The following is a 22,018-nucleotide window of genomic DNA, read 5'->3' as shown; positions in this document are numbered from 1 at the left end:
GCTGACCGCGAGCTATATGAGAAAAATCAACGCGACTCCGGCATGAAGAAGTAGAGGGACAAGCTGCTCCAGCGCGCGATTGCGCGCGCTGGATGGCTAGTAAGGCCGCCTCAGTTGGCGGCCTCTTTCATTCCAGAACCTCGTACTCAAACACCACGCCTTCGGGGATCGTTTTCCTCGAGCCAAGTTTCCCGCGCTCGGGGTGCACGGTTTTGCCACTTTATCCCGGTATTCTGATTCGGCGTTCGGATGGGCGCACCTTGAGGGACGGCTCTGGCATATCAGCCCCCAGCCCCGTCAGAGCCGTTTCTTAAAGTTCCGTCTTCGTGCGGGAAGTCCGGCGTCACGTGGGCCCGCGCCGGGGCTATCCTTTACTGGAGGGCTTCCGTCGATGCAGCGATCTCATTCCGCGATCGTCTTGGAAGTCGTCACCGCGGCGGCGGTGGTCGCACTCGTGCTTTACGTGCTATTCCCGCCCAACTAGCTATCGATGCAAGACGCCCGCGCGACGCGTTGGGCGGACCAAAAACTCAACCCATCGGGTGTTTTAGGTGAACACCTCAGCGCCGGCTGAAGTGAAGGTCACGAAGGTCCCGGATTCGTGCATTCCAAGCCAGCCGCACTCGATAGCGAGTTTCGTCGTAGGGAAACCAGTCAGTCGATTGGCACGAGCCGTTCGTCCCACTGCGCCGCAAGGTTTTTGATCTGCTCGAAATTCAGGATCGCCGGTTCACCCTCGCGGACGATTGTTGTCCGCTTGCGCTCCTTGGGCAGCAACGTCATCGCGCGCAATACGGCCGCGCGCAGTTTCATCGAACCGTGATCTGTCAGGGTGACGAACTCTTCGGGGTCAAGGGCCATGGGTCCACGCCTACACTACCGGCTGGCCCGCAAGCCAGCACACGCGCCCCGAATGCCCAACTCTCCAGATAATCCAACTTGGTTAATAGCTGGTTATCGTTCAGCTTTGTCATTTTGAATTGGCGCGCGCGATACACTCGTACTTAAACCGCGAGCCATGCGCCGTCCGTTTTCAAATGGTGGACCTAGGGGAGGCGGCTGCCGTCAAATTCACAGCAGGGTGTTCGCTCGTGCCGCGCCTGCCTCCGGCAGCACCCAGTAAACAATGGCAGTCGCGATGGATCAGGCTACCGCTGTCAACCTGACATCGGCATCCGGGTTTGCGCAAAGCAGACGCTTGCGAATGGCCTCTTCAACGAGCGCGAGCGCCTCCTTTGCTCGTCGTGCATCGGCTTCAGCAACTTCGGCGCGAAGCTCTACGGCCGTCAACTTATCCTTCTGAGCTTCAATACAGGACCGGGCTTGTTCCAGCGCTCGGCACGCATGTTGCAGCTTGCGTTCGGCGGTGACGATGAGTTCACGTTGTGCTCGCTCGGGCGGCCTCCGCTCGCATTTCGGCAAGCCGCAATCCTTCTAAGGCGCTCGCGCAAATTGACTGGGCGCGGGCTTCGGTCTCGCGGGCGTGCTTCTCCATGCCGCGGAAAACATCGCCGCTTGATATACCAGATCGAGGGCTGTTGCTCCCTCGTCTGGTGCCAGCGGGGAGGGAAAGCTCGGGGCGTCCTCATCCCCAACAACTGACGCTCTGGAAATACGCTGCGCCATGTAGTTCAACTCGTCGCGAACACACACGGGCAGCATCATGAATAGCCATGGTTAACGGATGGTTAAACAGTTGTGTGCCGGGAGAAGCGTGGTCCGTCCGCATGGAAGGCTATGGCGGCCCCGCCCAGCCGTCTCCAACGATAGGCCAATGCCTGAATAGCGGTTACGGCTGGCTGGAGATCGAATGCTGCCGATGTAAGACATGGGCGAGCTTGCCGTTGGTGCTATCCGCAGGGCGCGTGACACGCCGATCTGGAAGCTACGGCGAGGCCGCGGCTCTATCGCGGGGTCGGTGCGCTGGAGCGACGGCGCGCTGCCTACGGCATCTCCTGGACCTCGAATCTCGCGATGGCCGAACAGTTCGCGGAGACCTATCGCGTCATGAGTGAAGGCAGCGTCGTGCTGGAAACGGTCGCACCGCCAGAGGCCATCATCACCGCTGTTGAATACCCGCCACCCATAACGGAAGGGAGAAGGCTGAGCTGGGGTTGCCGCCAAATGCAAATGTCGTCGACTGGCACGACGAGGCCGAATTTCTCGTTGACCAGTGTCAGTGCTGCGCCGCTATCCATCATCTCGCGCATCGCTCGATGACACGCGCTAGAAGGTGGGGTGGGACAATTGTCCCGTCTGCCTTCAGCGCTTGGTCGTGAACCTTCCGACATTGCGACCGCTCGCGTTGTACACCGTCGTCGTGCCGCTGCTCGTCGTCTCGCGGCTGATGGCCCGGCCGCGACTGTCGTAGTTAGTGACCGTGCCTTGGCTGTCGGTCGAGGAGCGGCCGACGATCTTTCCGGTGGCGTCGTAGAACGTGCGCTGTTGCGCCGAGACCTTGGTGGCGAGCGCGGCAGGGGTGAGGGCGAACAGAATCTTAGTCATGCCACCCCATTAATCTATTTGCACGATAACGACCCGTCGTCATTCCGGACGGCCGAACAATTCAAGACGATAAAATTCCATTTGTAAGGAACATTGTCTTGAACAAGTGCGGCGGTTGTTCCGCCTTTGAGAGTGGCAACAACGGGAGACTTCTTATCCGGTCGGGAATGCGCTTCGACTGTTGCCGCCATGATATCGCAACGTCCCTTATTGCAATCTAGGTCGGCTGTCGGAATGTATATCCAACCTAACGGAAAGCCGTCATTGCGAGCAGCGGCCGCGCCGGTCATCGTCGCGAGTGTCAGCAGGGCCGTCAGGATCTTGGTCATTGCCTTTCACCGTCGGTGATTCACGAAAATTTTTCACAGCAAATTGTAGCTCTGGCGGATCGCGGCACAAATGGCGACACATCTGCCTTATCATTTTGATTTAGCGAAGTGTTTTTCGTCTATATACTTCCTTGCGCAGGGAATGCCGGATTGCCTCCGCTGAACCTGTATGCTCGTGTGCGTTTCCTTACTTCACATTGCACGCGAGACCGCGGGTGCAGCGCGCATCCGGCATTCCCTGCTCCCTCTCTCTGGAGGGAACCAAGGTCAGGCCTCGGGCAGATCATGCCGCGAGATCGCGGAGCCGTATTCCGTGGGCCTCGCGGATGTGATTACTGATCTGATAACCGTCGAACCCTCATCCTGAGGAGCCCGCATAGCGGGCGTCTCGAAGGATGTAGGCCACGGTCGGGACCTCATGGTTCGAGACGCGCGTTCCGCGCTCCTCACCATGAGGGGCTGGTGGCCCGGTATGACTAATCCCCGGTTTGGCTACCCATTAAGCTTTCCGCTTAAGGCTGTCTCAATCCGCAATAATTATTGAGTATCAGTCGGACTTCATTTCTCGTTAAGAGATGAGCGGGTTGCGACGCTATTCGTCGATTTGGGGAAATTGAACCGCATGTGCGGCATTGTTGGCATTCTTGGAAAAGCTCCGGTCGCGGAGCTCCTGGTAGACTCACTCAAGCGGCTTGAATATCGCGGCTATGATTCCGCCGGCGTTGCCACGCTGGAAGGCGATCACCTCGCGCGCCGCCGCGCCGAGGGCAAGCTGAAGAACCTCGAAAAGCGGCTGCAAGCCGAACCGCTCTCGGGGCACACCGGCATCGGGCATACGCGCTGGGCAACCCACGGCAAGCCGACCGAGAACAACGCGCATCCGCACGCGACCGAGCGCGTCGCCGTGGTTCACAACGGCATCATCGAGAATTTTCGCGAGCTGCGCGAGGCGCTCGAAAAGAAGGGGACGGTGTTCAAGACCGAAACCGACACCGAGATCGTGCTCCATCTCGTCGACAGCTTTCTGCAGAAGGGCGTCAAGCCGGTCGAGGCGGTGAGGGCGGCGCTGTCGGAACTGCGCGGCGCGTTCGCGCTCGGCTTCATCTTCGCCGGCGACGACGACCTGATGATCGGCGCGCGCAACGGCCCGCCGCTGGCGGTGGGGCACGGCGACGGCGAAATGTATCTGGGCTCGGATGCGATCGCGCTCGGGCCGTTCACCGATACGATCAGTTATCTCGAGGACGGCGACTGGGTGGTGCTGACGCGCAAGGGCGCGACCGTCTACGACAAGAACAACGCCATCGTTCACCGCGACGCGGTCAAGCACTCAGCCTCGACCTCGCTGGTCGACAAGGCGAACTACCGCCACTTCATGGCCAAGGAAATCCATGAGCAGCCGGAAGTGGTCGGCCACACGCTGGCGCGCTATATCGACATGGCGAGCGAGCGCGTGATGCTGCCGGTCACGCTGCCGTTCGACTTCAAGGATATCCAGCGCATTTCGATCACGGCCTGCGGCACCGCGAACCTTGCCGGCTACGTCGCCAAATACTGGTTCGAGCGGTTGGCGCGGGTGCCGGTCGAAATCGATATCGCATCCGAATTCCGCTACCGCGAGGCGCCGTTGCGCAAGGGCGATCTTGCGATCTTCATTTCGCAGTCCGGCGAGACCGCCGACACGCTGGCCGCGCTGCGCTACGCCAAGGGCGAGGGCGCCCACACCCTGTCGGTGGTGAACGTGCCGACCTCGACGATCGCGCGCGAAAGCGAGACCGTGCTGCAGACGCTGGCCGGTCCCGAAATCGGCGTCGCCTCGACAAAAGCCTTCACCTGCCAGTTGATGGTGCTGGCCTCGCTCGCGGTCGCCGCCGGCAAGGCGCGCGGCGAATTGTCCGACGAGGATGAAGCCAAGCTTGTCCATGGCCTGGTCGAGATCCCGCGCCTGATGGCGGCGGCGCTGACCATCGAGCCGCAGATCGAGAAGCTTGCCCGCGACATCTCGAAATCCAAGGACGTGCTCTATCTCGGCCGCGGCACCAGCTATCCGCTGGCGCTCGAGGGCGCGCTAAAGCTGAAGGAAATTTCCTACATCCACGCCGAAGGCTACGCCGCCGGCGAACTCAAGCACGGGCCAATCGCGCTGATCGACGAGACCATGCCGGTCGTGGTGATCGCGCCGCACGACCGGGTGTTCGAGAAGACCGTGTCCAACATGCAGGAGGTCGCGGCGCGCGGCGGCAACATCATCCTGATGACCGACGCCAAGGGGGCGGCAGAAGCCACCATCGAATCACTGGTCACGATCGTGCTGCCCGACATGGCGGCGACGTTCACGCCGATGGTCTACGCCGTCCCGGTGCAACTGCTGGCCTATCATACCGCCGTGGTGATGGGCACGGACGTGGATCAGCCGCGAAATCTCGCCAAATCGGTAACGGTCGAATAGAGCGTTTTCCAGCGAAGTGGACCCGGTTCGCGTCAAGAAAACGCGTCAAAATAGGAATCTAGAGCTCCGTTTCGATTCAATTGAAACGGAAAAGGCTCTAGTCAAGTCCATTGGCTGTCACGCTGGGTCTTCAAAAACCTGCTAGGATGGCTTAGCTGGGATCAAGCCGGCTGCTCCGACCTGGAACCACGATGAACCGCGAAGAACTGCCCCCGACCGCGCCTCCGGAGGAACCCCTTCCGGAAGAGCACCACGCCGGGCTGGTTGCCCGTTTCCGGAACTATTTCCTGACCGGACTGATTGTCGCAGGGCCGGTCGCCATCACCCTGTACCTGACCTGGTGGTTCGTGAACTGGGTCGACAGCATCGTCCGCCCGTTCGTGCCCACGGCCTACCGGCCCGAAACCTACCTGCCGTTCGGATTGCCGGGCTCCGGGCTGATCGTCGCGGTGTTTGCGCTGACGATGCTGGGTTTTCTCACCGCCAATCTGATCGGGCGGACGCTGGTCGATCTCGGCGAACGGCTGCTCGGCCGCATGCCGGTGGTGCGCGCGATCTATCGCGGCCTGAAGCAGGTGTTCGAAACGCTGTTCTCGGGCAAGGGCTCGAGCTTTCGCCGGGTCGGCCTCGTCGAGTTTCCCTCGCCGGGCATGTGGTCGATCGTCCTGATCTCGCAGTCGCCGAGCGCGAATATCGCCAGCCAGCTTCCCGGCCAGGAGGAGCACATCTCGGTGTTCCTGCCCTGCGCGCCGAACCCGACCACGGGCTTCTTCTTCTACGTGCCCAGGAGCAAGATCATCGAAGTCGACATGAGCACCGAGGACGCGGCGACCCTGATCATGTCGGCCGGCGTGGTGCAGCCCGGCTCCGACCCGCAGAAACGCAACGCCGCGCTGGCCGGCATGGCGAACGCCGCGCGCGTCGCCAATTCCGCCGCCGCGCTGCAGCCGGCTCCGGCCAAGGTGAAGGTGGAGTAGGGCGCGACGTTTCTCCGCCGTCATAGACAGGCCGAACATGAAGAAAAAGATCCAGGGCATCATTCCCGTGATGATCACGCCGTTCACCGAAAGCGGCGGGATCGACTATCCCGGCCTCGGCCGGCTGGTGGAATGGTACATCGACAATGGCTCGGACGCGCTGTTTGCGGTCTGCCAGTCCAGCGAGATGCAGTTCCTCACGCTCGGCGAACGCGTCGAGCTCGCCGCTTTCGTCAAGAAGGCCGCCGCCGGCCGCGTCCCCGTCATCGCCTCCGGCCACATCAGCGAAAGCCTGGAGGATCAGCTCTCCGAACTGACCGCGATTGCTGCAACAGGCGTTGACGGCATGGTGCTGGTCACCAACCGTCTCGACGCCAGGCAGGAAGGCGGGACGAAGTTCATCGACGATCTGAAATGGCTGCTCGACCGGCTGCCGAAGCAAATTCCGCTCGGCCTCTATGAGTGCCCGGCGCCCTATCGCCGTCTGCTCAGCGACGACGAACTGATGTTCTGCGCGCATAGCGGCCGCTTCGTCATCCTCAAGGACGTCTCCTGCGACCTCGAAACGGTGATGCGCCGGGTGGTGCTGACGCATGGGACGCCGCTTGCCATCGTCAATGCCAATGCGGCAATTGCCTATGATGCGATGGAAGGGGGCTCACGCGGCTTCACCGGCGTGTTCACGAACTTCCATCCCGATCTCTACAAGTGGCTGATGACCGAGAGTGGCCGCCATCCCGAGCTGGCGGACGAGCTTTCGGTTTTTCTCGCGCTGTCGGCGATGGCCGAACCGATGGGCTATCCGAAGCTGGCAAAGCTCTACCACCAGCGTCTCGGTACATTCGAGTGCACCGACAGCCGCGCCGTCACCTTCGATGTCCACGAGAAATTCTGGGCGCTGGAGGATCTGCTCGACAAGATCGTCGAGGGCACCGAGCTCTATCGGGGTCGCATCGCCGACGCCATGGCGCGTCATCCCGCGCCGATCAGCGGCACGGCTTCGTCGCGCTCATACAAATAAAGCAGGCAGCGCAGCGCCTCGCCGCGCTCGCCTCTGAGTTTCGGGTTGTCCTTCATGATCCGCAGCGCCTCGTCGCGCGCCTGTGTGATCAGCTGGGCGTGGACGTCGGAGCGGGCGATGCGGTAGCCGGGCAGGCCGCTCTGGCGGATGCCGAGCACGTCGCCTTCGCCGCGCAGTTTCAGGTCCTCCTCGGCGATCCGAAAGCCGTCGGTGGTCTCGCGGATCACCTTCAGCCGCGCCTTCGACATTTCGCCGAGCGGCTCCTTGTAGAGCAGAAGGCAGGTAGACGCCTCCGAGCCGCGCCCGATCCGGCCGCGCAGCTGATGCAATTGCGCGAGCCCAAAGCGCTCGGCGTTTTCGATCACCATGATAGTCGCGGCCGGAACGTCGACGCCGACCTCGACCACCGTGGTCGCCACCAGCAGCCCGATCTCGTGCGCGGCGAATTGGGCCATCACGCGATCTTTCTCCGTGCCCTTCATCTGGCCATGTACGAGGCCGACGCGTTCACCAAATCGCTTCTGCAGTTTCTCAAAACGCTCGGTGGCGTTGGTGAGGTGCTCGGTCCCTTCGGCCTCGGATTCCTCGACCAGCGGACAAATCCAGTAGACCAGCTTGCCGGCCTTGAGCGCGCGACCAACGGCATCGACGACCTCGTCGAGGCGACTGGCCGGGACCGCGCGGGTTTCGATCGGCTGTCGGCCGGCCGGCTTCTCCCGCAGCTCCGAGACATCCATGTCGCCGAAATAGGTCAGCACCAGCGTGCGCGGGATCGGCGTTGCACTCAGCACCAGCACGTCGACGGCTTCGCCCTTGTTGGTGAGCGCAAGGCGTTCGCGGACGCCGAAACGGTGCTGTTCGTCGACCACGGCCAGCGCCAGCGCCTTGAAGATCACGTCGTCCTGAATCAGCGCATGGGTGCCGACCAGAAAATCGATCTCGCCGGCTTCGAGCCGCGCCAAAATCTCGCGCCGCTCCTTGCCCTTCTCGCGGCCGGTCAGGATGGCAACCCGCAAGCCGGCGCGTTCGGCCAGCGGCGCGATGGTCTTGATGTGCTGGCGCGCGAGGATTTCGGTCGGCGCCATCAGCGCGGCCTGCTTGCCTACCTCGTTGACCGCAGCCGCGGCCAGCAGCGCCACTACCGTCTTGCCGGAGCCGACATCGCCCTGCAGCAGCCGCAGCATCCGCACCGGCTGGCGCAGATCTTCGGCGATGGCAGCCATCGCCTCGCGCTGTGACGCTGTCAGCGCATAGGGCAGCGCGTCGATGATCTTGTGGCGCAAATGGCCGTCGCCGGCGTTGCGGTCGCCGGCCGGCCGCCGGAGTTGCGCGCGCACCAGCGCCAGCGCCAGTTGGCCGGCCAGCAATTCGTCGAACGCCAGCCGGGACCAGAATGGGCCATCAGGCAAAATGTCCGTGAGTTCGACCGGCACGTGCACGCGGTTCAGCGCCTCGCGGATCGACGGAAAGCTGCAGCGGCGGATGACTTCCGGACTGATCCATTCGGGAAGTTCGGGGAGCTTCTGCAGCGCCTGCGCGATCGCCCGGCGCAGCGATCCCAACGCCAGACCTTCCGTCAACGGATAGACCGGGTCGATGCCGGACAATTTTGAGAATGCCGCCTCATCGACGACGCGGTCGGGATGCACGATCTGCGGGATGCCGTCATACATCTGCAGCGTTCCGGAAACGTAGCGCTTTTCGCCGACCGGCAGCAGCTTTTCGACATAGCCGGGCTTGGCGCGGAAGAACGTCAGCACCACGTCGCCGGTATCGTCCGAGGCATAGACGAGATAGGGCGCGCGCGAATTGCGCGGCGGTGGCGGGCGATGGCGGTCGATGGTGACTTCCAGCGTCACCACGGTTCCCTGCGCCGCCTCGCGAATCTTCGGCCGCGCCCGGCGGTCGATCACGCTCGCCGGCAGGTGCAACAGCAGATCGACCAGCCGCGGCGTCTCATCGCGCGACAGCAGATAGCGCAGCAGCTTGTCCTGCTTCGGCCCGACGCCTGGAAGGGTCGTGACCGATGCAAACAAGGGGTTGAGCAGGGTGGGGCGCATAGCGACAATCTAGTTCGACGTCATTGCAGGTGGCATCAAGTCATTCCTTTTCCTTTTTTGTGAGGTGCCGCCCATTTCATGGCATCAATCGCATGTTGCTTCTGTTCGCTTGTTGCCCGCCAATCAACCAATTGATCCGATAAACCGAGACCCGTCAGCACTTCGTCTATCAAAGGCTCAACGCCGAACTCCGCAAGCAACGCGGCATCGACCTGGACGTATGGCCCTTTCTCGCCGTGGTAAGTGATTGAGTGTTGCAGCTCAAGAAATACGACCACCCGTCCCGTGGGAAGCCTGAGGCACATGCCTTGAGCTGGACCAAGTTGGTCATCCCAACTCTCGACCTCAAACCCAAGGGACTTTGCAATTTCGGAAATTCGCACTCGAAAGCGCATAATCTCATATTCGGGGTTGGAAAACCGATAGTCGTAAACCTGTACCACGTTCGTCATTGTACAATCCCGCGTTCCAGGGCAGTGAGGCGGCAGCTATAGCGACACAACGCGATGCATTTCGCCATGAAGTGCCTCTGGCATTGCCGTTAATCTATACTAATACGCCCGGAATGCCTCGCCCTTGAACCGCTTCATCGGCCGCCCGCGCTCGAGACGGTCATGCGCGGCGTGCGCATCGCTCTGCGCGGTGATCGCCGCCATCTCACCCTGCAGCCTGAGCAGCGCCGCGATCCGCTCCAGCGCCAGCGCCTTGTTGCGGTGCTGCGAGCGTTCCTCCCGCACCACGACGGAGAGGCCGCTCGCGATGTGCGTCGCGCGCACGGCGCTCTCGGTCTTGTTCTGATGCTGGCCGCCGGGGCCGCCGGCACGGAAGGCTTCGAAGCGGACATCCTGCGCCGCCAGCGCCTTCGGTGCTTCCGGCGGCGCCGGAAGCTCGACAACGCCGATGAACCAGTTCTTGCGCTTGTGATGCGGCCGAACCGGGCTTTGCGCCACCCACTGGATCGCGCCGATCCACGGCCGTGCGAACGCCGTCGCGGCCTCGCCATGGACTACGACGATGGCCGAGCCCGGACCATGCTTGTCCGGGCTGGGGCCTTCTACGCAGTCGGTTTCAAGGCCGAGCGACGCTGCCTCCGCCGCGAGTGCTGCAACAGCCTTCCGAACCGCGATCCGGCATTCCGCCGGGCCGCGCCCGCTGGTGAAGAGAAGCCGGATCATCGGCGATCCTCCTTCCAGGATTTCTCCCGTCGGGCCGCACCGAGCGCGACGCTGGACTGCGCCTTCTTGAACGTCACGAGCGGCCGGAATGTCGCCACCACGCGCGCCAGTCCGAACTCGATGAGATCGGCGATGACACGCTCGATGTTCTTGTAGGCCTCCGGCGCCTCTTCCGCGAGCAAGCCGCGATCGCCGCAGACGACGATGCCGCCATAGGGATTGCGCTCCAGTCGCGCCACGTCGGATTTCTTGACCCTGATACGGCCGTGCATGGAGGCGCGGTCATATTTGCGACCGGCACCGTGGGCGAGGGAGGCGAGCGCATCGGTTCGCATCGCCGCCAGCGGCTCCACCAGATACGACAACGTCCCGCGCGATCCCGGCACCGGTACGAGGCCGCGATCGGAAGCCGCTGCACCTTTCCGATGCAGCGCCATCACGTTGCCGCCCGCATCGGCCTGACGCTCGACCATGTTGTGCGCAAGATCGTTCACAGCACGCAGGTCCGCACGCGCAGCGGCGGCCGCGCGTTCGGCGATGATGCGGCGGTTGAGCCTGGCCCACTGCACCGCGTGGTCATGCGCATCCATGTAAGCGCTGCCGTCTTCGCTCGCGGGATCAAGCGTCGCCTGTCCATTCCGCATCTCTCGCTCCAGGATCGAGAAGCCGAGGCCCCGCGAACCGGAATGGACCAGGACATAGGCATGGTCGCGGTCGAGCCCGGCCAGCGCTGCGATGTCAGGCTCAAGGATTTCCTCGATCGCCTGGAATTCGCAGAAGTGGTTGCCGCCACCGATGCTGCCCAGCGAAGCATCGAACGCAGTGACGTGAAGGCCGGCGTCAGCCAGGACGTTGCCGGTGTCGCCATCCCATGGCTGATCGAGCGCGTGCAAGCGCCCGGCCAGTTGATCGAGCCGCAGCTTGCGCGCGGCGACATCAAGCTGAAACAGCCCCATGCCGCAGCCGATGTCGGAGCCGACCAGTTGCGGGTGAATGAGATCAGACAGAACGGCGCAGCCCACCGGGCCGTATTTGCCGGGATGAAGGTCCGGCATCGCGGCGACCGCGCGGACGCTGCGCAATCCGGCCACCTGTTGCAGTTGTAGTGTAGCATTGCCCTCGATCCAGGATTTGGACGAGGCGAAGACGTGGATCGGCGCGCAGCCGTCCACTTTGGGAAAAGTGCCCATTGGAAAACTTTCGAGAGATCTGGAATCGTCGACGCGCACAGTCCAGCGTTCGCTGACTTAAGCGCGTGGTTTCCCAAGCAGCGTGGCTAACGCACACGCCCTCAGGCGATGCCCTCGACGGGGCGGCGAGACGATGTCATCGAGCCTTCTCCCTGATGATCGTGCCCAATCGGCTATCGATCGGGCGGACACATAACGGCGAAACGAAAAAGCCGCAAGCCCCGCTTTGTCGCTGCGTCCCTCATCGTGGTTCGAATTTATCCGGGATAACCGCACATCGGTCCACACGATGCCGCCTCATTCCTGCCTCGACGCGTCAAATCGCCTGGCTACCTTCAACAGTGTCGCAATCAACACAAGAATGGAGCAGGCCAGCCAGAGATAGTAGCCCGGACCAAAGCCGCACACCGTTATGCCTACGCCGCCATCATGCCAGTCACGGGTGTACGAAAATGCAGTGAAGACAGTGAAGGCAACGGCCGCTATGGCGGCCGAAAGGATGGCAGCGGGTAATGCAAAGCCGGGCTTGCGAATCTTGATTAGTGCCGCAAAAAGCATCAACGGATTTGCGATCCATCCAAATTGCGCGTCCAGGAAGCCAAGCGGTCCAAACAAGAGGAACCCAAATCCCGGCTCCCACACGGGAGCTTTGCACCAGAGATCCAAGCGAAAATTCTGCTGTTTCGAAACCGACGGTAAGATGAGCGAGAGGACGAATAGGACGAGCGCTGCCCGTAGAAGTGCACGTATGATTTGCAGACGATGAGCGCCCAGAAAAAGCATGGCTGAAGTCTTGTCCGGGCGAATGGATGAGGTGATGAAATTTGCTTGCCGAGGTGACGGCAGCCAAGCGGACAAGTCGTAGATGCCGGGTGGATTGATCCGAAGACATCATCCACCATTCCCGCATGCTACTTTGCGCAATAGGCTGCGGTATTGCGCTCTACGATCATAAGAACGTCGTTGGACTGGCTCAATTTGTTTTCACCCGTCCGGCGCCATCTGCGCAAAAAATCCTAATTCCGTTCGTCCCAAACCATCCCTATGTGGTCGGCCCGTCATGCTGGGGCGTATCGGGATCCTGACGGGATGCGGTGGAAGCAATAGTGCCGTAAGGCGAGCAGCGACGGAGCAATCCATTTTGATTTCTTCCTGTTCTTGGATTGCTTGGTCGCTCGCACTGACATTCAATCGATAATTCGGACAGCTACGGGGCTGACATTCGCCGCTACGCCCGCTATATCAACCCCGCCCGGCACGTCCGGGCTTTTGGCGTTCGGATGGGACAGGGAAATGACAGGTACGACACGATCGAGCGGTGGCCTGGATGACCGCCGCAAGCGGCTTTTGTTTCGCTGCTGGCATCGCGGTACCCGCGAGATGGACCTCATCCTCGGACGCTTTGCGGATGCCGAGATAGCTGACATGCGCGATGACGAACTGGCTGACTTGGAACGCCTGATCGAGGTACCCGATCCCGATCTCTATGCCGCGCTGATCGGCGACACGCCGCTCGATCCGGAATATGCGACCGCGCTGTTCGAGCGCATCAAGGCGTTTCGCGCCGTGGATCACGACGCATGAAGGCACCTGTCAAATCGCCCGCCGCGCTGCTGGCCCCCGGCCGCGCGCTGACCTTTGCCAATGTCGCCGAAGGCGCCGAGGGGCTGGTCGTCTCGGACCTCGCGCGTGCGGTGGCGGCGCGGCCGAAGCCGCCGGCCGTGAGCCTTGCGGTCGTCTGCCGTGACGGTCCGCGCATGCAGCAACTGGCGCGGGCGCTGGAGTTCTTCGCGCCCGACCTGCCAGTGATGCAGTTTCCCGCCTGGGACTGTCAGCCCTACGACCGGGTGTCGCCGCACGGCGGCATCCTGGCGCAGCGCCTGACCACGCTGGCGCGGCTGTCGCGCCTGCAGGGCAGCGACAAGCCGCTGATCGTGCTCACCACCGTAAATGCCATCGTGCAGCGTGTCCCCGCGCGCGAGGTGGTGGCGGCGCAGGCACTGTCGGTTGCGCCCGGCCATGTGGTGCCGATGGATTCGATCGTCGCCTGGCTGGAGCACAACGGCTACAACCGCTCCTCGACCGTGCGCGAGCCCGGCGAATACGCCGTGCGCGGCGGCATCCTCGATCTGTTTCCGGCCGGGCTCGACCAGCCGGTGCGGTTCGATTTCTTCGGCGATAGCCTGGAATCGATCCGCACGTTCGATGCCGAAACGCAACGGACGCTGCTCGACATGCGTGCGCTCGATCTGGTGCCGATCTCCGAATTCCAGCTCGTCACCGAGACCATCCGGCGCTTCCGCATGGGCTATGTTGCGACCTTCGGCGCGCCGCAGCGCGACGATCCGCTCTATGAGGACGTCAGCGAGGGCCGTCGCCATCCCGGCATGGAGCACTGGCTGCCGCTGTTCCAGGAGCGGATGGACACGCTGTTCGACTATCTCGACGGCGCGCCCATCGCGATCGAGCCGCAGAGCGAGGATGCCGCGCGCGAACGCTTCAAGCAGATCCAGGATTATTACGAAGCACGGCGCGAGGCGCTGGAGCATCCGGGGTCGGGCGCGATCTACAAGCCGTTGCCGCCGGACCGGCTCTATCTGACGGAAACCGAATGGACGACGCGGCTGAACGACGCCGCAGTGGCGCGGCTGACGCCGTTTGCCGTGCCCGAAGGCAGCAGCGAGGTATTCGACGCCGGCGCGCGGCAGGGCCGTAATTTCACGCCGGAGCGCGCCGACACCACGGTCAACGTGTTCGAAGCCGTGGTAGCGCATGTGCTGGCGCTGCAGGCGCAACGCAAGAAGGTCGTGATCACGCTGTGGAGCGAAGGCTCGCGCGACCGCATGGCGAGCATGCTCAGGGATCACAAGCTTGCCAATATCACCAGCGTCAACACCTGGCGTACGGTGCAGGCGACGCCGCGCAACGAGGCCATGCTGGCTGTCGTCGGCATGGAAAGCGGTTTCGAGACCGACGAATTCGCCGTCATCAGCGAGCAGGATATCCTGGGCGACCGCCTAGTGCGGCAGCGCAAATCGAGCCGCAAGCTCGACAACTTCATCTCCGAGGTCACGAGCCTTTCGACCGGCGATCTCGTGGTCCATGTCGAGCATGGTATCGGGCGCTTCGTCGGGTTGCAGACCATCGAGGTCGGCGGCGCGCCGCATGACTGTCTCGAACTGCATTATGCCGCGGAAACGAAGCTGTTTCTGCCGGTCGAAAATATCGAACTGCTGTCGCGCTACGGGTCCGAGCAGACCGGTGTGGAGCTGGACCGGCTGGGCGGTGGCGGCTGGCAGGCGCGCAAGGCCAAGCTGAAGAACCGCATCCGCGAGATCGCGGGCGAACTGATCAAGATCGCGGCCGAGCGGCAGTTGCACGAAGCGCCGAAAATGCCGGTGCAGCCGCATGTCTATGACGAGTTCTGCGCGCGCTTCCCCTATGAGGAGACCGAGGACCAGCTTGGCGCCATCACGTCCACGCTGAAAGACCTCGAAAGTGGCCGGCCGATGGACCGCCTGATCTGCGGCGACGTCGGTTTTGGCAAGACCGAGGTGGCATTGCGGGCAGCGTTTGCCGTGGCGCTCGATGGCAAGCAGGTCGCTGTCGTGGTGCCGACCACGCTGCTGGCGCGGCAGCACAGCAGGAATTTTGCCGAACGCTTCCGAGGCTTTCCGGTCAATGTCGCGCAGGCCTCGCGCCTGATCCCGGCCAAGGAACTGACGCAGACCAAGAAGGGGCTCGCCGAAGGCAATGTCGACATCGTGGTCGGCACCCACGCGCTGCTCGGCAAGTCGATCAAGTTCCGCGACCTCGGCCTATTGATCGTCGATGAGGAGCAGCACTTTGGCGTCAGCCACAAGGAGCGGCTGAAGCAGTTGCGGGCGCAGGTGCATGTGCTGACATTGAGCGCCACCCCGATCCCGCGTACGCTGCAGCTGGCGCTGACCGGCGTGCGCGATCTTTCGATCATTGCTTCGCCCCCGGTCGACCGTCTCGCGGTGCGCACCTTCGTGGCGCCGCACGACCCCCTGATGATCCGCGAGGCGCTCTTGCGCGAACGCTATCGCGGCGGGCAGGCGTTCTACGTGGTGCCGCGGATCGAGGACCTCGCCAGCGTCAAGGACTTCCTCGACAAGAATGTGCCGGAGATGAAAGTCGCGGTCGCCCACGGCCAGATGCCGCCGACCGTGATCGAGGACATCATGTCGGCGTTCTATGACGGCAAGTACGATATCCTGCTCTCGACGACCATCGTCGAGTCCGGCCTCGACATCCCGAACGCCAATACGCTGATCGTGCACCGTGCGGATATGTTTGGCCTGGCGCAGCTCTATCAGTTGCGCGGACGGGTAGGGCGCTCGAAACTACGGGCGTATGCGCTGTTCACGCTGCCGGCGCAGCAGAAGATCACTGGACAAGCCGAACGACGGCTGAAGGTGCTGCAGTCGCTGGAAACGCTGGGAGCCGGCTTCCAGCTTGCTTCGCACGACCTCGATATCCGCGGCGCCGGCAATCTGCTCGGCGAGGAGCAGTCCGGCCACATCAAGGAAGTCGGCTTCGAGCTCTACCAATCGATGCTGGAGGAGGCGATCCTCAACCTCAAGGCCGGCGTGGCGGAGCCTGTCGCCGACCGCTGGTCGCCGCAGATCACCATCGGCATGCCGGTGCTGATCCCCGAGGATTACGTCAACGATCTCGCGGTACGGCTGTCGCTGTACCGGCGGCTAGCCGATCTCGACACCGACGAGGAGATCGACAATTTCGGCGCCGAGATGCGCGACCGCTTCGGCGTGCTGCCGGACGAAGTCCGCTATCTCTTCAAGGTCGCCGCGATCAAGGCCTATTGCCGCAGAGCCAATGTCGAGAAGGTCGATGCCGGGCCGAAGGGCGCGGTCATCACTTTCCGCGAGAACAAGTTCGCGCAGCCGGATCGGCTCGTCCTCTTCATCCGCCAGCACGGCCAGGCCGCGAAGGTGCGGCCGGACATGAAGGTGGTGTTCCTGCAGGTATGGAAGACGCCGGAAGAGCGGCTGATGGGCACGACCGAGATCCTGCGGCAGCTCGCCAATCTCGCCGAGAGCAAGAAGGCGGCGTAGGCGGGCGCGGCGCGCGGGCTCTCTCCGTCATTGCGAGCGAAGCGAAGCAATCCATCTTGCCGCAGGTGCGGAGCCATGGATTGCTTCGTCGCTTTGCTCCTCGCAATGACGGGGATAGATCGTGGGTTCTCTCTACGACGCCGCGCGCTGTGCGCCTTCGTGCAGCCGCGATCGCAGTGACTTCGCGGAATCGTTCGGCAGCAGCGTTGCGACCGTCACTGAAGGCTCCGACCGAGCGTCGCGCTGGCCGTGGCTGGTATGGCGCATCACGCTCGACAGCCGCCGCGCGACGGCATGGGCCGTCTTCAGGTCGGCCTCGGCGAACACCACGACCACCGAGCCGTCGTCCTGCGCGGCGCCAAAATCCATTCGCCGCATCAGGCGGCTGATGATCCGCGCGCCGTCGAATTGCGCGCGGGGATGGTCGGGATCGAACGCAAAGCGCGCGACCGACAATCCGCCGCCGCGCTGCTGGGTCTGGTAGACGGCGCTGGCAAAGTCGCGCTCGAAGGCTTCCGCCGTGAGCAGCCCGGTTCGGGCGTCGATCAGGCCGTCGGCGTCGATCGCCTTCAGCGTGCGGCTCAGATGGGCTTCGAAGGCGTGCTGGCGGATCAGCGGCAGCACAATCGTTGCCACTTGGGCGGCATCGCCGGAAACGATCTCGAGATTCGGCAAATCATAGGCCGGCGCCAGATCGCCTGCGGTCACGGCGACGGGGAGGTTGCGGAAACGGGCATCCTCCGTCAGCACGGTGAGGAAGGCGTCGACGACACGCAGGCTGAATCCTTCGCCGAGCACGATGCCGTCAATGTCTCTGGTGTTGAGATGCTTCGCCGCCGCCTCGATCGAGAGCGCGCCGACCACGCCGCTGCGCTCGCCAAGCGCGACCGACAGTGCGGGATAGGCGCCGCCGCGGCCGATCAGCAGCACGGTAGCGTCGCGCGCCGAGTCGATCTGCGACAGCGTCATCGGCGCTGCCGGCACCAGCCGGCGCATCACGGTCGCATGCAACGCCCGCACGCGCAGCGCGGCACGCACGCGGGCCATCAGCCGGTCGGAGCCGGCTTGCTGGGCGTGGCTCTGGAAGAAGGGAATGACGTTGTCGGGATAGGCAATCTGCGGGTCCACCGCGATCAACGGCAGATAGGGCTGGCGCGCCCCGACCCGCGTGGCGAGGCCTGCCAGTCCGGCAGCATCGGTCTCCAATGCTGTGGCCAGTACGGCGGCCGGCTGTACCTGCTCGACTGCGCGCGCCGCATCCGCCAACCCGGTCTCGACCACGGGAAACAGTCCTGCGCCATCGAGCGTGGCGGCAAAAGACGGCCGGCTCGCGCTGGATACGACGAGGATCGGGCCTTGCTGGGACATCGGAGAACTCGGATCAGACGCACAAAAGGAAGCCGCGATCCTAGTTCGCGGCACTTAATGCGGCGTCAACGCGCGCCTACCAGCAACGTCTCAGGCGGCGTTGCTCCGATCCCGAAATGCTTCCACCATCAAGGGGTTAAGGCCAAGTTCTGTCAGTGCGTCCCGGGCGCGCGCGTTGTCGAGGGCGCGCCCCGCCAACCGGTGGCCGCTGATGCGGTCCGGCAACGCGGTCAGGAGCGCGCCCTGGCCGAGCCGGCGTGCCCATTCCTGCAGATCCTGCGCCAGGAACCGGTAGCCGCCGACGGCCATGACGCCGGACGGCGGCGCGGTGATATGGACTGCGCCGGTGACGCGGTCCAGCCGCGCCGCATAATCCGTGTCGACATAGTCGCGCGGCGGTGACGCGATCAGGGAGTCGCTCGGCGGCGGAGGCGGGGCGTAAGCTGCAACCGGCACCATTGGGCCGCGCAATCCCAACGTGCCGCGCGGCGTCACGAGGATGTCGCCCGCGATCGACGATCCCGGCAAATCGCGCGGCGCGCCGTGCGGACCGGGCTTGATTAGGGCCGGCGAGCCGTCCTCTGCGATCCGGCGGGCGCCGAACAATCCGGCCTCGCCGAACAGATAGACATCCGTCAGCGTCGCCTGTTGCGCGGACCAGCCCGCGCTGGAGCCGACCTGTTCCGGCGTGCGCCAGAGGCCAATCACATTGCGCAGGCTCGGCATCCGTGCGGCGAGGTCCAGCTCGTCCAGCCGGAGCGCCAGTTGGGCAGGCGCAATCAGCGTGTCGCAGGACTGCTCGTTGATCTGCTGCTCCAGCACCTCATCGTCGAAGGGGTGGTGAAGCACCAGTGTTCCACCGGACAGCAGCCAGATCGCCAGCGAGGAGGCGAGGCCGGCAAACGACATCGGCGAGAAGGCCGACAGGATGGTGGCGCCCTGCGGCACGTCGCTTTCGAGTGACATGGAAAGCCCGCCCGCAATCAGGCCGAGATGGGCGCGCGGGACCGGCCGGAAGCCGTCGGCGGTGACGTCGAAGGAAATCAGCGCCGCCTTGCGGCCGTCCTGGATTACGGCGCGCGTGGTCGGGGATTCCCGGAAGATGGCGTTGTCGAGCGAGGCCATGCCTTCGGGCAGATCATTGCCGAAGCCGCAGACATGGCGGATCGAGAACGCTTCGGCGGCAGCGTTCATGGCAATATCCGAATAGATCACGCCGTCGACCTTGCCCGAGGTCACGATCGCCCGTGCGGCAGTGCGGTTGAGCGCCATGGTCAATTCCGACTGTCGCCAGAGCAGCGGCAGCACCGCGACGACGAGGCCGGCGCGGTAGGCGGCGAGCACGGTGAGCGCGAATTCGATGGTGTTCGGCAGCTGAACCGCGATCACTGAATTGGACGGCAAGCCGGACTCGATGAAGTGCGCGGCCAGCGACGAGATCATGCGGTCGGCCTGCGCGAAGGTAAGACGTTTCGGCGGCTGGCCGGTGATGCGCTGCTTGTTGGGGGGATCGACCAGCGCCAGCGCGTCCGGCTGTCGTGCCAGGTTCCGTTTGAATAGCGTATCGAGCGTCGGCGAAGCGGTCGGCTGGGTCACGGCGTTATTTCGGCTCTATCACGAGGGTTGCGTCAGTTGGACAAGATACTCAGCAGGATACTTGGCAAGCTACTTGGGTACGCAACTAAATTCACTTCGCTTCCGGCTTCTGCCACCAGGTTTCCGGCAGATAGCCCGTCAACGCGTTCGCCACAGGTTGTTCTACCCGATTCCAGCGCGCGATCCATTGTTCCTGCACGTTAAACACCGGAATTGCGTAGAAGCCCGATATCAAGACGCGATCGAGCGCCCGCACCGCGGAGACGAAGGCCGGACGCTCGCGCGCCTCGAGCAGCGCGGCGATCATCGCATCGATGGCGGGCTCCCTGGCGCCCATGTAATTCCGCGTACCGGGAATGTCGGCGGCCTGGCTGCCCCAGTAGAACGACTGCTCGTTGCCGGGGGACAGCGATTGATCCCAGCGGTTCTGCAGCATGTCAAACTCATAGCCGAGCCGGCGCTGGTCGAACTGCACGGGATCGACGGCGCGAATGCTGACCTCGATGCCGGCGCGCTTGAGGTCGCGCTGATAGGACAGCGCGATCCGCTCTTGGTCGCGCGTCGTCACCAGGATTTCGAAGGTGAGCGGCGTCCTGGTCGAACGCTGCCGCAGCACGGCGCCATCGAGATCGTAGCCGGCCTCCGACAGCAAGTTCAGCGCCTGGCGCAACGTCGTGCGATCGCGGCCCGATCCATCGGTGACGGGCAGGCGATACGTGCCGTCGAGAATATCGGGGCGGATGCGCTCGGCGAACGGTTGCAAGAGTTCGCGCTCGCGCGCGTCGGCGGGGCGGGTGTAGGCGGAGAGTTCGGATCCCGCGAAAAAGCCCGGCGTGCGGGCATACAGCCCGAAAAAATAATTGCGGTTGACCCACTCGAAATCGAACAGCAGCGTCAGTGCCTGCCGCACGCGGATGTCCGAAAACACCGGACGCCGCGTGTTGAACACCAGGAATTCCGATGGCTGTGGCATTCCGGGCTTGATGGTGTCGCGGATCACCTCGCCGTTGCGGGCTGCCGGAAAGTCGTAGCCTTCGTGCCAGCGCAGCGGTTCGTGCTCGACGCGAAAATCGAAGAGGCCGCGCTTGAACGCCTCGAACAGGCCGTTGGACTCGCGGTAGAAGTCGAGCCTGATCTCGTCGAAGTTCCATAGGCCCCGATTTACCGGCAGGTCGCGGCCCCAATAGTCGGGATTGCGGGTCAGCGTAACGCTGGCCCCCGGCTTGACTGACGTGACGCGATAGGGACCGGAACCCACCGGCCCGGTCATCGTGGTTTCCTCAAACGTGGCGGGATCGACGGCATGCCGGGGCAGGACCGGCATCAGGCCGAGGATCAGCGGCAGTTCGCGGTCGTTGGTGCCGCCGAAATCGAAGCGCACCGTGAGCGGGTCGAGCGCCTCGGCCTTTGCGACCTTGGAATAGTACTGGCGGTGATTGGGACGGCCCTTGTCGCGCAGCAGGGTCCACGAAAACAGCACGTCCTCTGCCGTAACCGGTTTGCCGTCGGCGAAGCGCGCTTTTGGATCGAGGCGGAAGGTAACATAGCTGCGTGCGTCGTCGGTCTCGACGCTCCTGGCGAGCAGGCCATAGAGCGTGAACGCCTCGTCGTTGCCGCGCGTCAGCAGGCTCTCGACGACATAACCCCTCATCTGCTGAACGGCGATGCCACGGACGATCAGGGGATTGAGACTGTCGAAAGTTCCAAGAACGCCCCAGACCAGCCGCCCACCCTTCGGCGCATCCGGATTGACATAGGGCATGTGGGCAAAATCGGCGGGCAGGGCGGGCGTACCGTGCATCGCCAGCGCGTGGCTTTCGGTCGCTTTTGCGGCGCTGAGCGGCGCCACACCCAACGCGAGGGTGATGCAGATCAGCACACGCAGACGGATATGCCTGAAAGCGGTCATTGGCGGGCAGGGATTTGATTCGAAAATGCGCACCTAAAAGCTTTACCATAGGCTTTGGCCCCGGCCTGCGGGGAACACCAAAGATGCCTGTCGGCATTGATCTTTTCGGCCGCCGCTGTATTGAAGGCGGGCAGTTGATGCCAGCGGGAACGACTGTCACGTATCCGCCTCAATTGCCAACGAGATAGCCGCCTCAGCGCGGGTAGAGGTGTCGGCGTCTGCAGCGGTTTCGGGCGCTCCGGTTCAGAAAGGGTTTTCCGCAATGAATTTCCGTATCTTGGCCGGCTCGGTCCGGCCGCGTGGGCAGATGTTGGCCCTGTTGGCGGCCTCGGCACTGTCG

General features: G+C 63.4%; 18 protein-coding genes. 6 read left to right on the top strand and 12 right to left on the bottom strand.

The window, feature by feature from the left end; translation table 11 throughout:
- Positions 1-654 precede the first annotated feature (654 nt).
- Together CQ14_RS17420 and CQ14_RS43645 are read right to left on the bottom strand one after the other, a co-directional pair.
- Positions 655-861, bottom strand: a complete 207-nt coding sequence (locus CQ14_RS17420; RefSeq protein WP_057834369.1) for a hypothetical protein — start codon at positions 859-861, stop codon at positions 655-657.
- A 282-nt stretch (positions 862-1,143) separates the two neighbouring features.
- A complete protein-coding gene (locus CQ14_RS43645; RefSeq protein ID WP_156435099.1) occupies positions 1,144-1,422 on the bottom strand; it encodes a hypothetical protein in 279 nt (92 codons plus the stop codon).
- Positions 1,423-1,974: 552 nt separating this feature from the next.
- Here CQ14_RS43645 and CQ14_RS43640 point away from each other — a divergent pair.
- A complete protein-coding gene (locus CQ14_RS43640) occupies positions 1,975-2,220 on the top strand; it encodes a hypothetical protein (RefSeq protein ID WP_156435097.1) in 246 nt (81 codons plus the stop codon).
- Positions 2,221-2,262: 42 nt separating this feature from the next.
- Here the strand turns inward: CQ14_RS43640 and CQ14_RS17410 are convergent, their stop codons facing one another.
- Positions 2,263-2,505: a hypothetical protein gene (locus tag CQ14_RS17410; protein WP_057859083.1), complete on the bottom strand. Its 243-nt coding sequence runs from the start codon at positions 2,503-2,505 to the stop codon at positions 2,263-2,265.
- 14 nt (positions 2,506-2,519) lie between these two features.
- Positions 2,520-2,834, bottom strand: coding sequence for a hypothetical protein (locus CQ14_RS43635; RefSeq protein WP_156435095.1), 315 nt, complete (start codon positions 2,832-2,834; stop codon positions 2,520-2,522).
- 622 nt (positions 2,835-3,456) lie between these two features.
- Here CQ14_RS43635 and glmS point away from each other — a divergent pair.
- From glmS to CQ14_RS17395, 3 genes are all read left to right on the top strand, one after another.
- Positions 3,457-5,283: a glutamine--fructose-6-phosphate transaminase (isomerizing) gene (gene glmS / locus CQ14_RS17405; RefSeq protein ID WP_057859082.1), complete on the top strand. Its 1,827-nt coding sequence runs from the start codon at positions 3,457-3,459 to the stop codon at positions 5,281-5,283.
- A gap of 191 nt (positions 5,284-5,474) precedes the next feature.
- A complete protein-coding gene (locus tag CQ14_RS17400; protein WP_057859081.1) occupies positions 5,475-6,260 on the top strand; it encodes a DUF502 domain-containing protein in 786 nt (261 codons plus the stop codon).
- 37 nt (positions 6,261-6,297) lie between these two features.
- Positions 6,298-7,281 carry a dihydrodipicolinate synthase family protein gene (locus CQ14_RS17395; protein ID WP_057859080.1) on the top strand — a complete coding sequence of 328 codons (984 nt, stop codon included), beginning with the start codon at positions 6,298-6,300 and terminating at the stop codon, positions 7,279-7,281.
- Here the strand turns inward: CQ14_RS17395 and recG are convergent.
- From recG to CQ14_RS17370, 5 genes are all read right to left on the bottom strand, one after another.
- On the bottom strand, positions 7,233-9,341 hold the full coding sequence (gene recG / locus CQ14_RS17390; protein WP_057859079.1) for an ATP-dependent DNA helicase RecG: 2,109 nt from the start codon (positions 9,339-9,341) through the stop codon (positions 7,233-7,235). The genes CQ14_RS17395 and recG overlap by 49 nt on opposite strands.
- 35 nt (positions 9,342-9,376) lie before the next feature.
- Positions 9,377-9,793, bottom strand: coding sequence for a hypothetical protein (locus CQ14_RS17385; RefSeq protein WP_057859078.1), 417 nt, complete (start codon positions 9,791-9,793; stop codon positions 9,377-9,379).
- 99 nt (positions 9,794-9,892) lie between these two features.
- Positions 9,893-10,516, bottom strand: coding sequence for a peptide chain release factor H (prfH, locus tag CQ14_RS17380; RefSeq protein ID WP_057859077.1), 624 nt, complete (start codon positions 10,514-10,516; stop codon positions 9,893-9,895).
- The gene (locus CQ14_RS17375; RefSeq protein WP_057859076.1) at positions 10,513-11,706 is read right to left on the bottom strand and encodes an RNA ligase RtcB family protein; all 1,194 of its coding nucleotides are present in this window, start codon (positions 11,704-11,706) and stop codon (positions 10,513-10,515) included. Before CQ14_RS17375 ends, prfH begins: the two co-directional genes overlap by 4 nt.
- 297 nt (positions 11,707-12,003) lie before the next feature.
- Complete coding sequence (locus CQ14_RS17370; RefSeq protein WP_057859075.1) at positions 12,004-12,489, bottom strand: hypothetical protein; 486 nt, start codon at positions 12,487-12,489, stop codon at positions 12,004-12,006.
- Positions 12,490-12,999: 510 nt separating this feature from the next.
- On the opposite strand from CQ14_RS17370, the gene CQ14_RS17365 reads away from it, so the two are divergent.
- Positions 13,000-13,290, top strand: coding sequence for an FAD assembly factor SdhE (locus CQ14_RS17365; RefSeq protein WP_057859074.1), 291 nt, complete (start codon positions 13,000-13,002; stop codon positions 13,288-13,290).
- On the top strand, positions 13,287-16,805 hold the full coding sequence (mfd, locus tag CQ14_RS17360; protein ID WP_057859073.1) for a transcription-repair coupling factor: 3,519 nt from the start codon (positions 13,287-13,289) through the stop codon (positions 16,803-16,805). Before CQ14_RS17365 ends, mfd begins: the two co-directional genes overlap by 4 nt.
- 132 nt (positions 16,806-16,937) lie before the next feature.
- Here the strand turns inward: mfd and CQ14_RS17355 are convergent, their stop codons facing one another.
- The 3 genes from CQ14_RS17355 to CQ14_RS17345 all read right to left on the bottom strand — a co-directional run bounded on the left by CQ14_RS17355 (position 16,938) and on the right by CQ14_RS17345 (position 21,678).
- Complete coding sequence (locus tag CQ14_RS17355; protein ID WP_057859072.1) at positions 16,938-18,173, bottom strand: hypothetical protein; 1,236 nt, start codon at positions 18,171-18,173, stop codon at positions 16,938-16,940.
- 90 nt (positions 18,174-18,263) lie between these two features.
- Positions 18,264-19,769 (bottom strand): AMP-binding protein, encoded by a 1,506-nt coding sequence (locus tag CQ14_RS17350; protein WP_057859071.1) that lies wholly within the window; start codon positions 19,767-19,769, stop codon positions 18,264-18,266.
- A gap of 91 nt (positions 19,770-19,860) precedes the next feature.
- Complete coding sequence (locus tag CQ14_RS17345; RefSeq protein WP_057859070.1) at positions 19,861-21,678, bottom strand: extracellular solute-binding protein; 1,818 nt, start codon at positions 21,676-21,678, stop codon at positions 19,861-19,863.
- Between the last annotated feature and the right edge of the window lie 340 nt (positions 21,679-22,018).

Origin of the sequence: Bradyrhizobium lablabi (genome assembly GCF_001440475.1) — a bacterium.
Lineage (GTDB): Bacteria > Pseudomonadota > Alphaproteobacteria > Rhizobiales > Xanthobacteraceae > Bradyrhizobium > Bradyrhizobium lablabi.
This window is presented reverse-complemented; position numbering and strand designations above follow the sequence as displayed.

Bases quoted from the DNA above. Each gene is read 5' to 3' on its own strand.
- CQ14_RS17420 (WP_057834369.1), bottom strand. From the start codon at position 861: ATGGCCCTTGACCCCGAAGAGTTCGTCACCCTGACAGATCACGGTTCG.
- CQ14_RS43640 (WP_156435097.1), top strand. From the start codon at position 1,975: ATGGCCGAACAGTTCGCGGAGACCTATCGCGTCATGAGTGAAGGCAGC.
- CQ14_RS17410 (WP_057859083.1), bottom strand. From the start codon at position 2,505: ATGACTAAGATTCTGTTCGCCCTCACCCCTGCCGCGCTCGCCACCAAG.
- CQ14_RS43635 (WP_156435095.1), bottom strand. From the start codon at position 2,834: ATGACCAAGATCCTGACGGCCCTGCTGACACTCGCGACGATGACCGGC.
- glmS (WP_057859082.1), top strand. From the start codon at position 3,457: ATGTGCGGCATTGTTGGCATTCTTGGAAAAGCTCCGGTCGCGGAGCTC.
- CQ14_RS17400 (WP_057859081.1), top strand. From the start codon at position 5,475: ATGAACCGCGAAGAACTGCCCCCGACCGCGCCTCCGGAGGAACCCCTT.
- CQ14_RS17395 (WP_057859080.1), top strand. From the start codon at position 6,298: ATGAAGAAAAAGATCCAGGGCATCATTCCCGTGATGATCACGCCGTTC.
- recG (WP_057859079.1), bottom strand. From the start codon at position 9,341: ATGCGCCCCACCCTGCTCAACCCCTTGTTTGCATCGGTCACGACCCTT.
- CQ14_RS17385 (WP_057859078.1), bottom strand. From the start codon at position 9,793: ATGACGAACGTGGTACAGGTTTACGACTATCGGTTTTCCAACCCCGAA.
- prfH (WP_057859077.1), bottom strand. From the start codon at position 10,516: ATGATCCGGCTTCTCTTCACCAGCGGGCGCGGCCCGGCGGAATGCCGG.
- CQ14_RS17375 (WP_057859076.1), bottom strand. From the start codon at position 11,706: ATGGGCACTTTTCCCAAAGTGGACGGCTGCGCGCCGATCCACGTCTTC.
- CQ14_RS17370 (WP_057859075.1), bottom strand. From the start codon at position 12,489: ATGCTTTTTCTGGGCGCTCATCGTCTGCAAATCATACGTGCACTTCTA.
- CQ14_RS17365 (WP_057859074.1), top strand. From the start codon at position 13,000: ATGACAGGTACGACACGATCGAGCGGTGGCCTGGATGACCGCCGCAAG.
- mfd (WP_057859073.1), top strand. From the start codon at position 13,287: ATGAAGGCACCTGTCAAATCGCCCGCCGCGCTGCTGGCCCCCGGCCGC.
- CQ14_RS17355 (WP_057859072.1), bottom strand. From the start codon at position 18,173: ATGTCCCAGCAAGGCCCGATCCTCGTCGTATCCAGCGCGAGCCGGCCG.
- CQ14_RS17345 (WP_057859070.1), bottom strand. From the start codon at position 21,678: ATGACCGCTTTCAGGCATATCCGTCTGCGTGTGCTGATCTGCATCACC.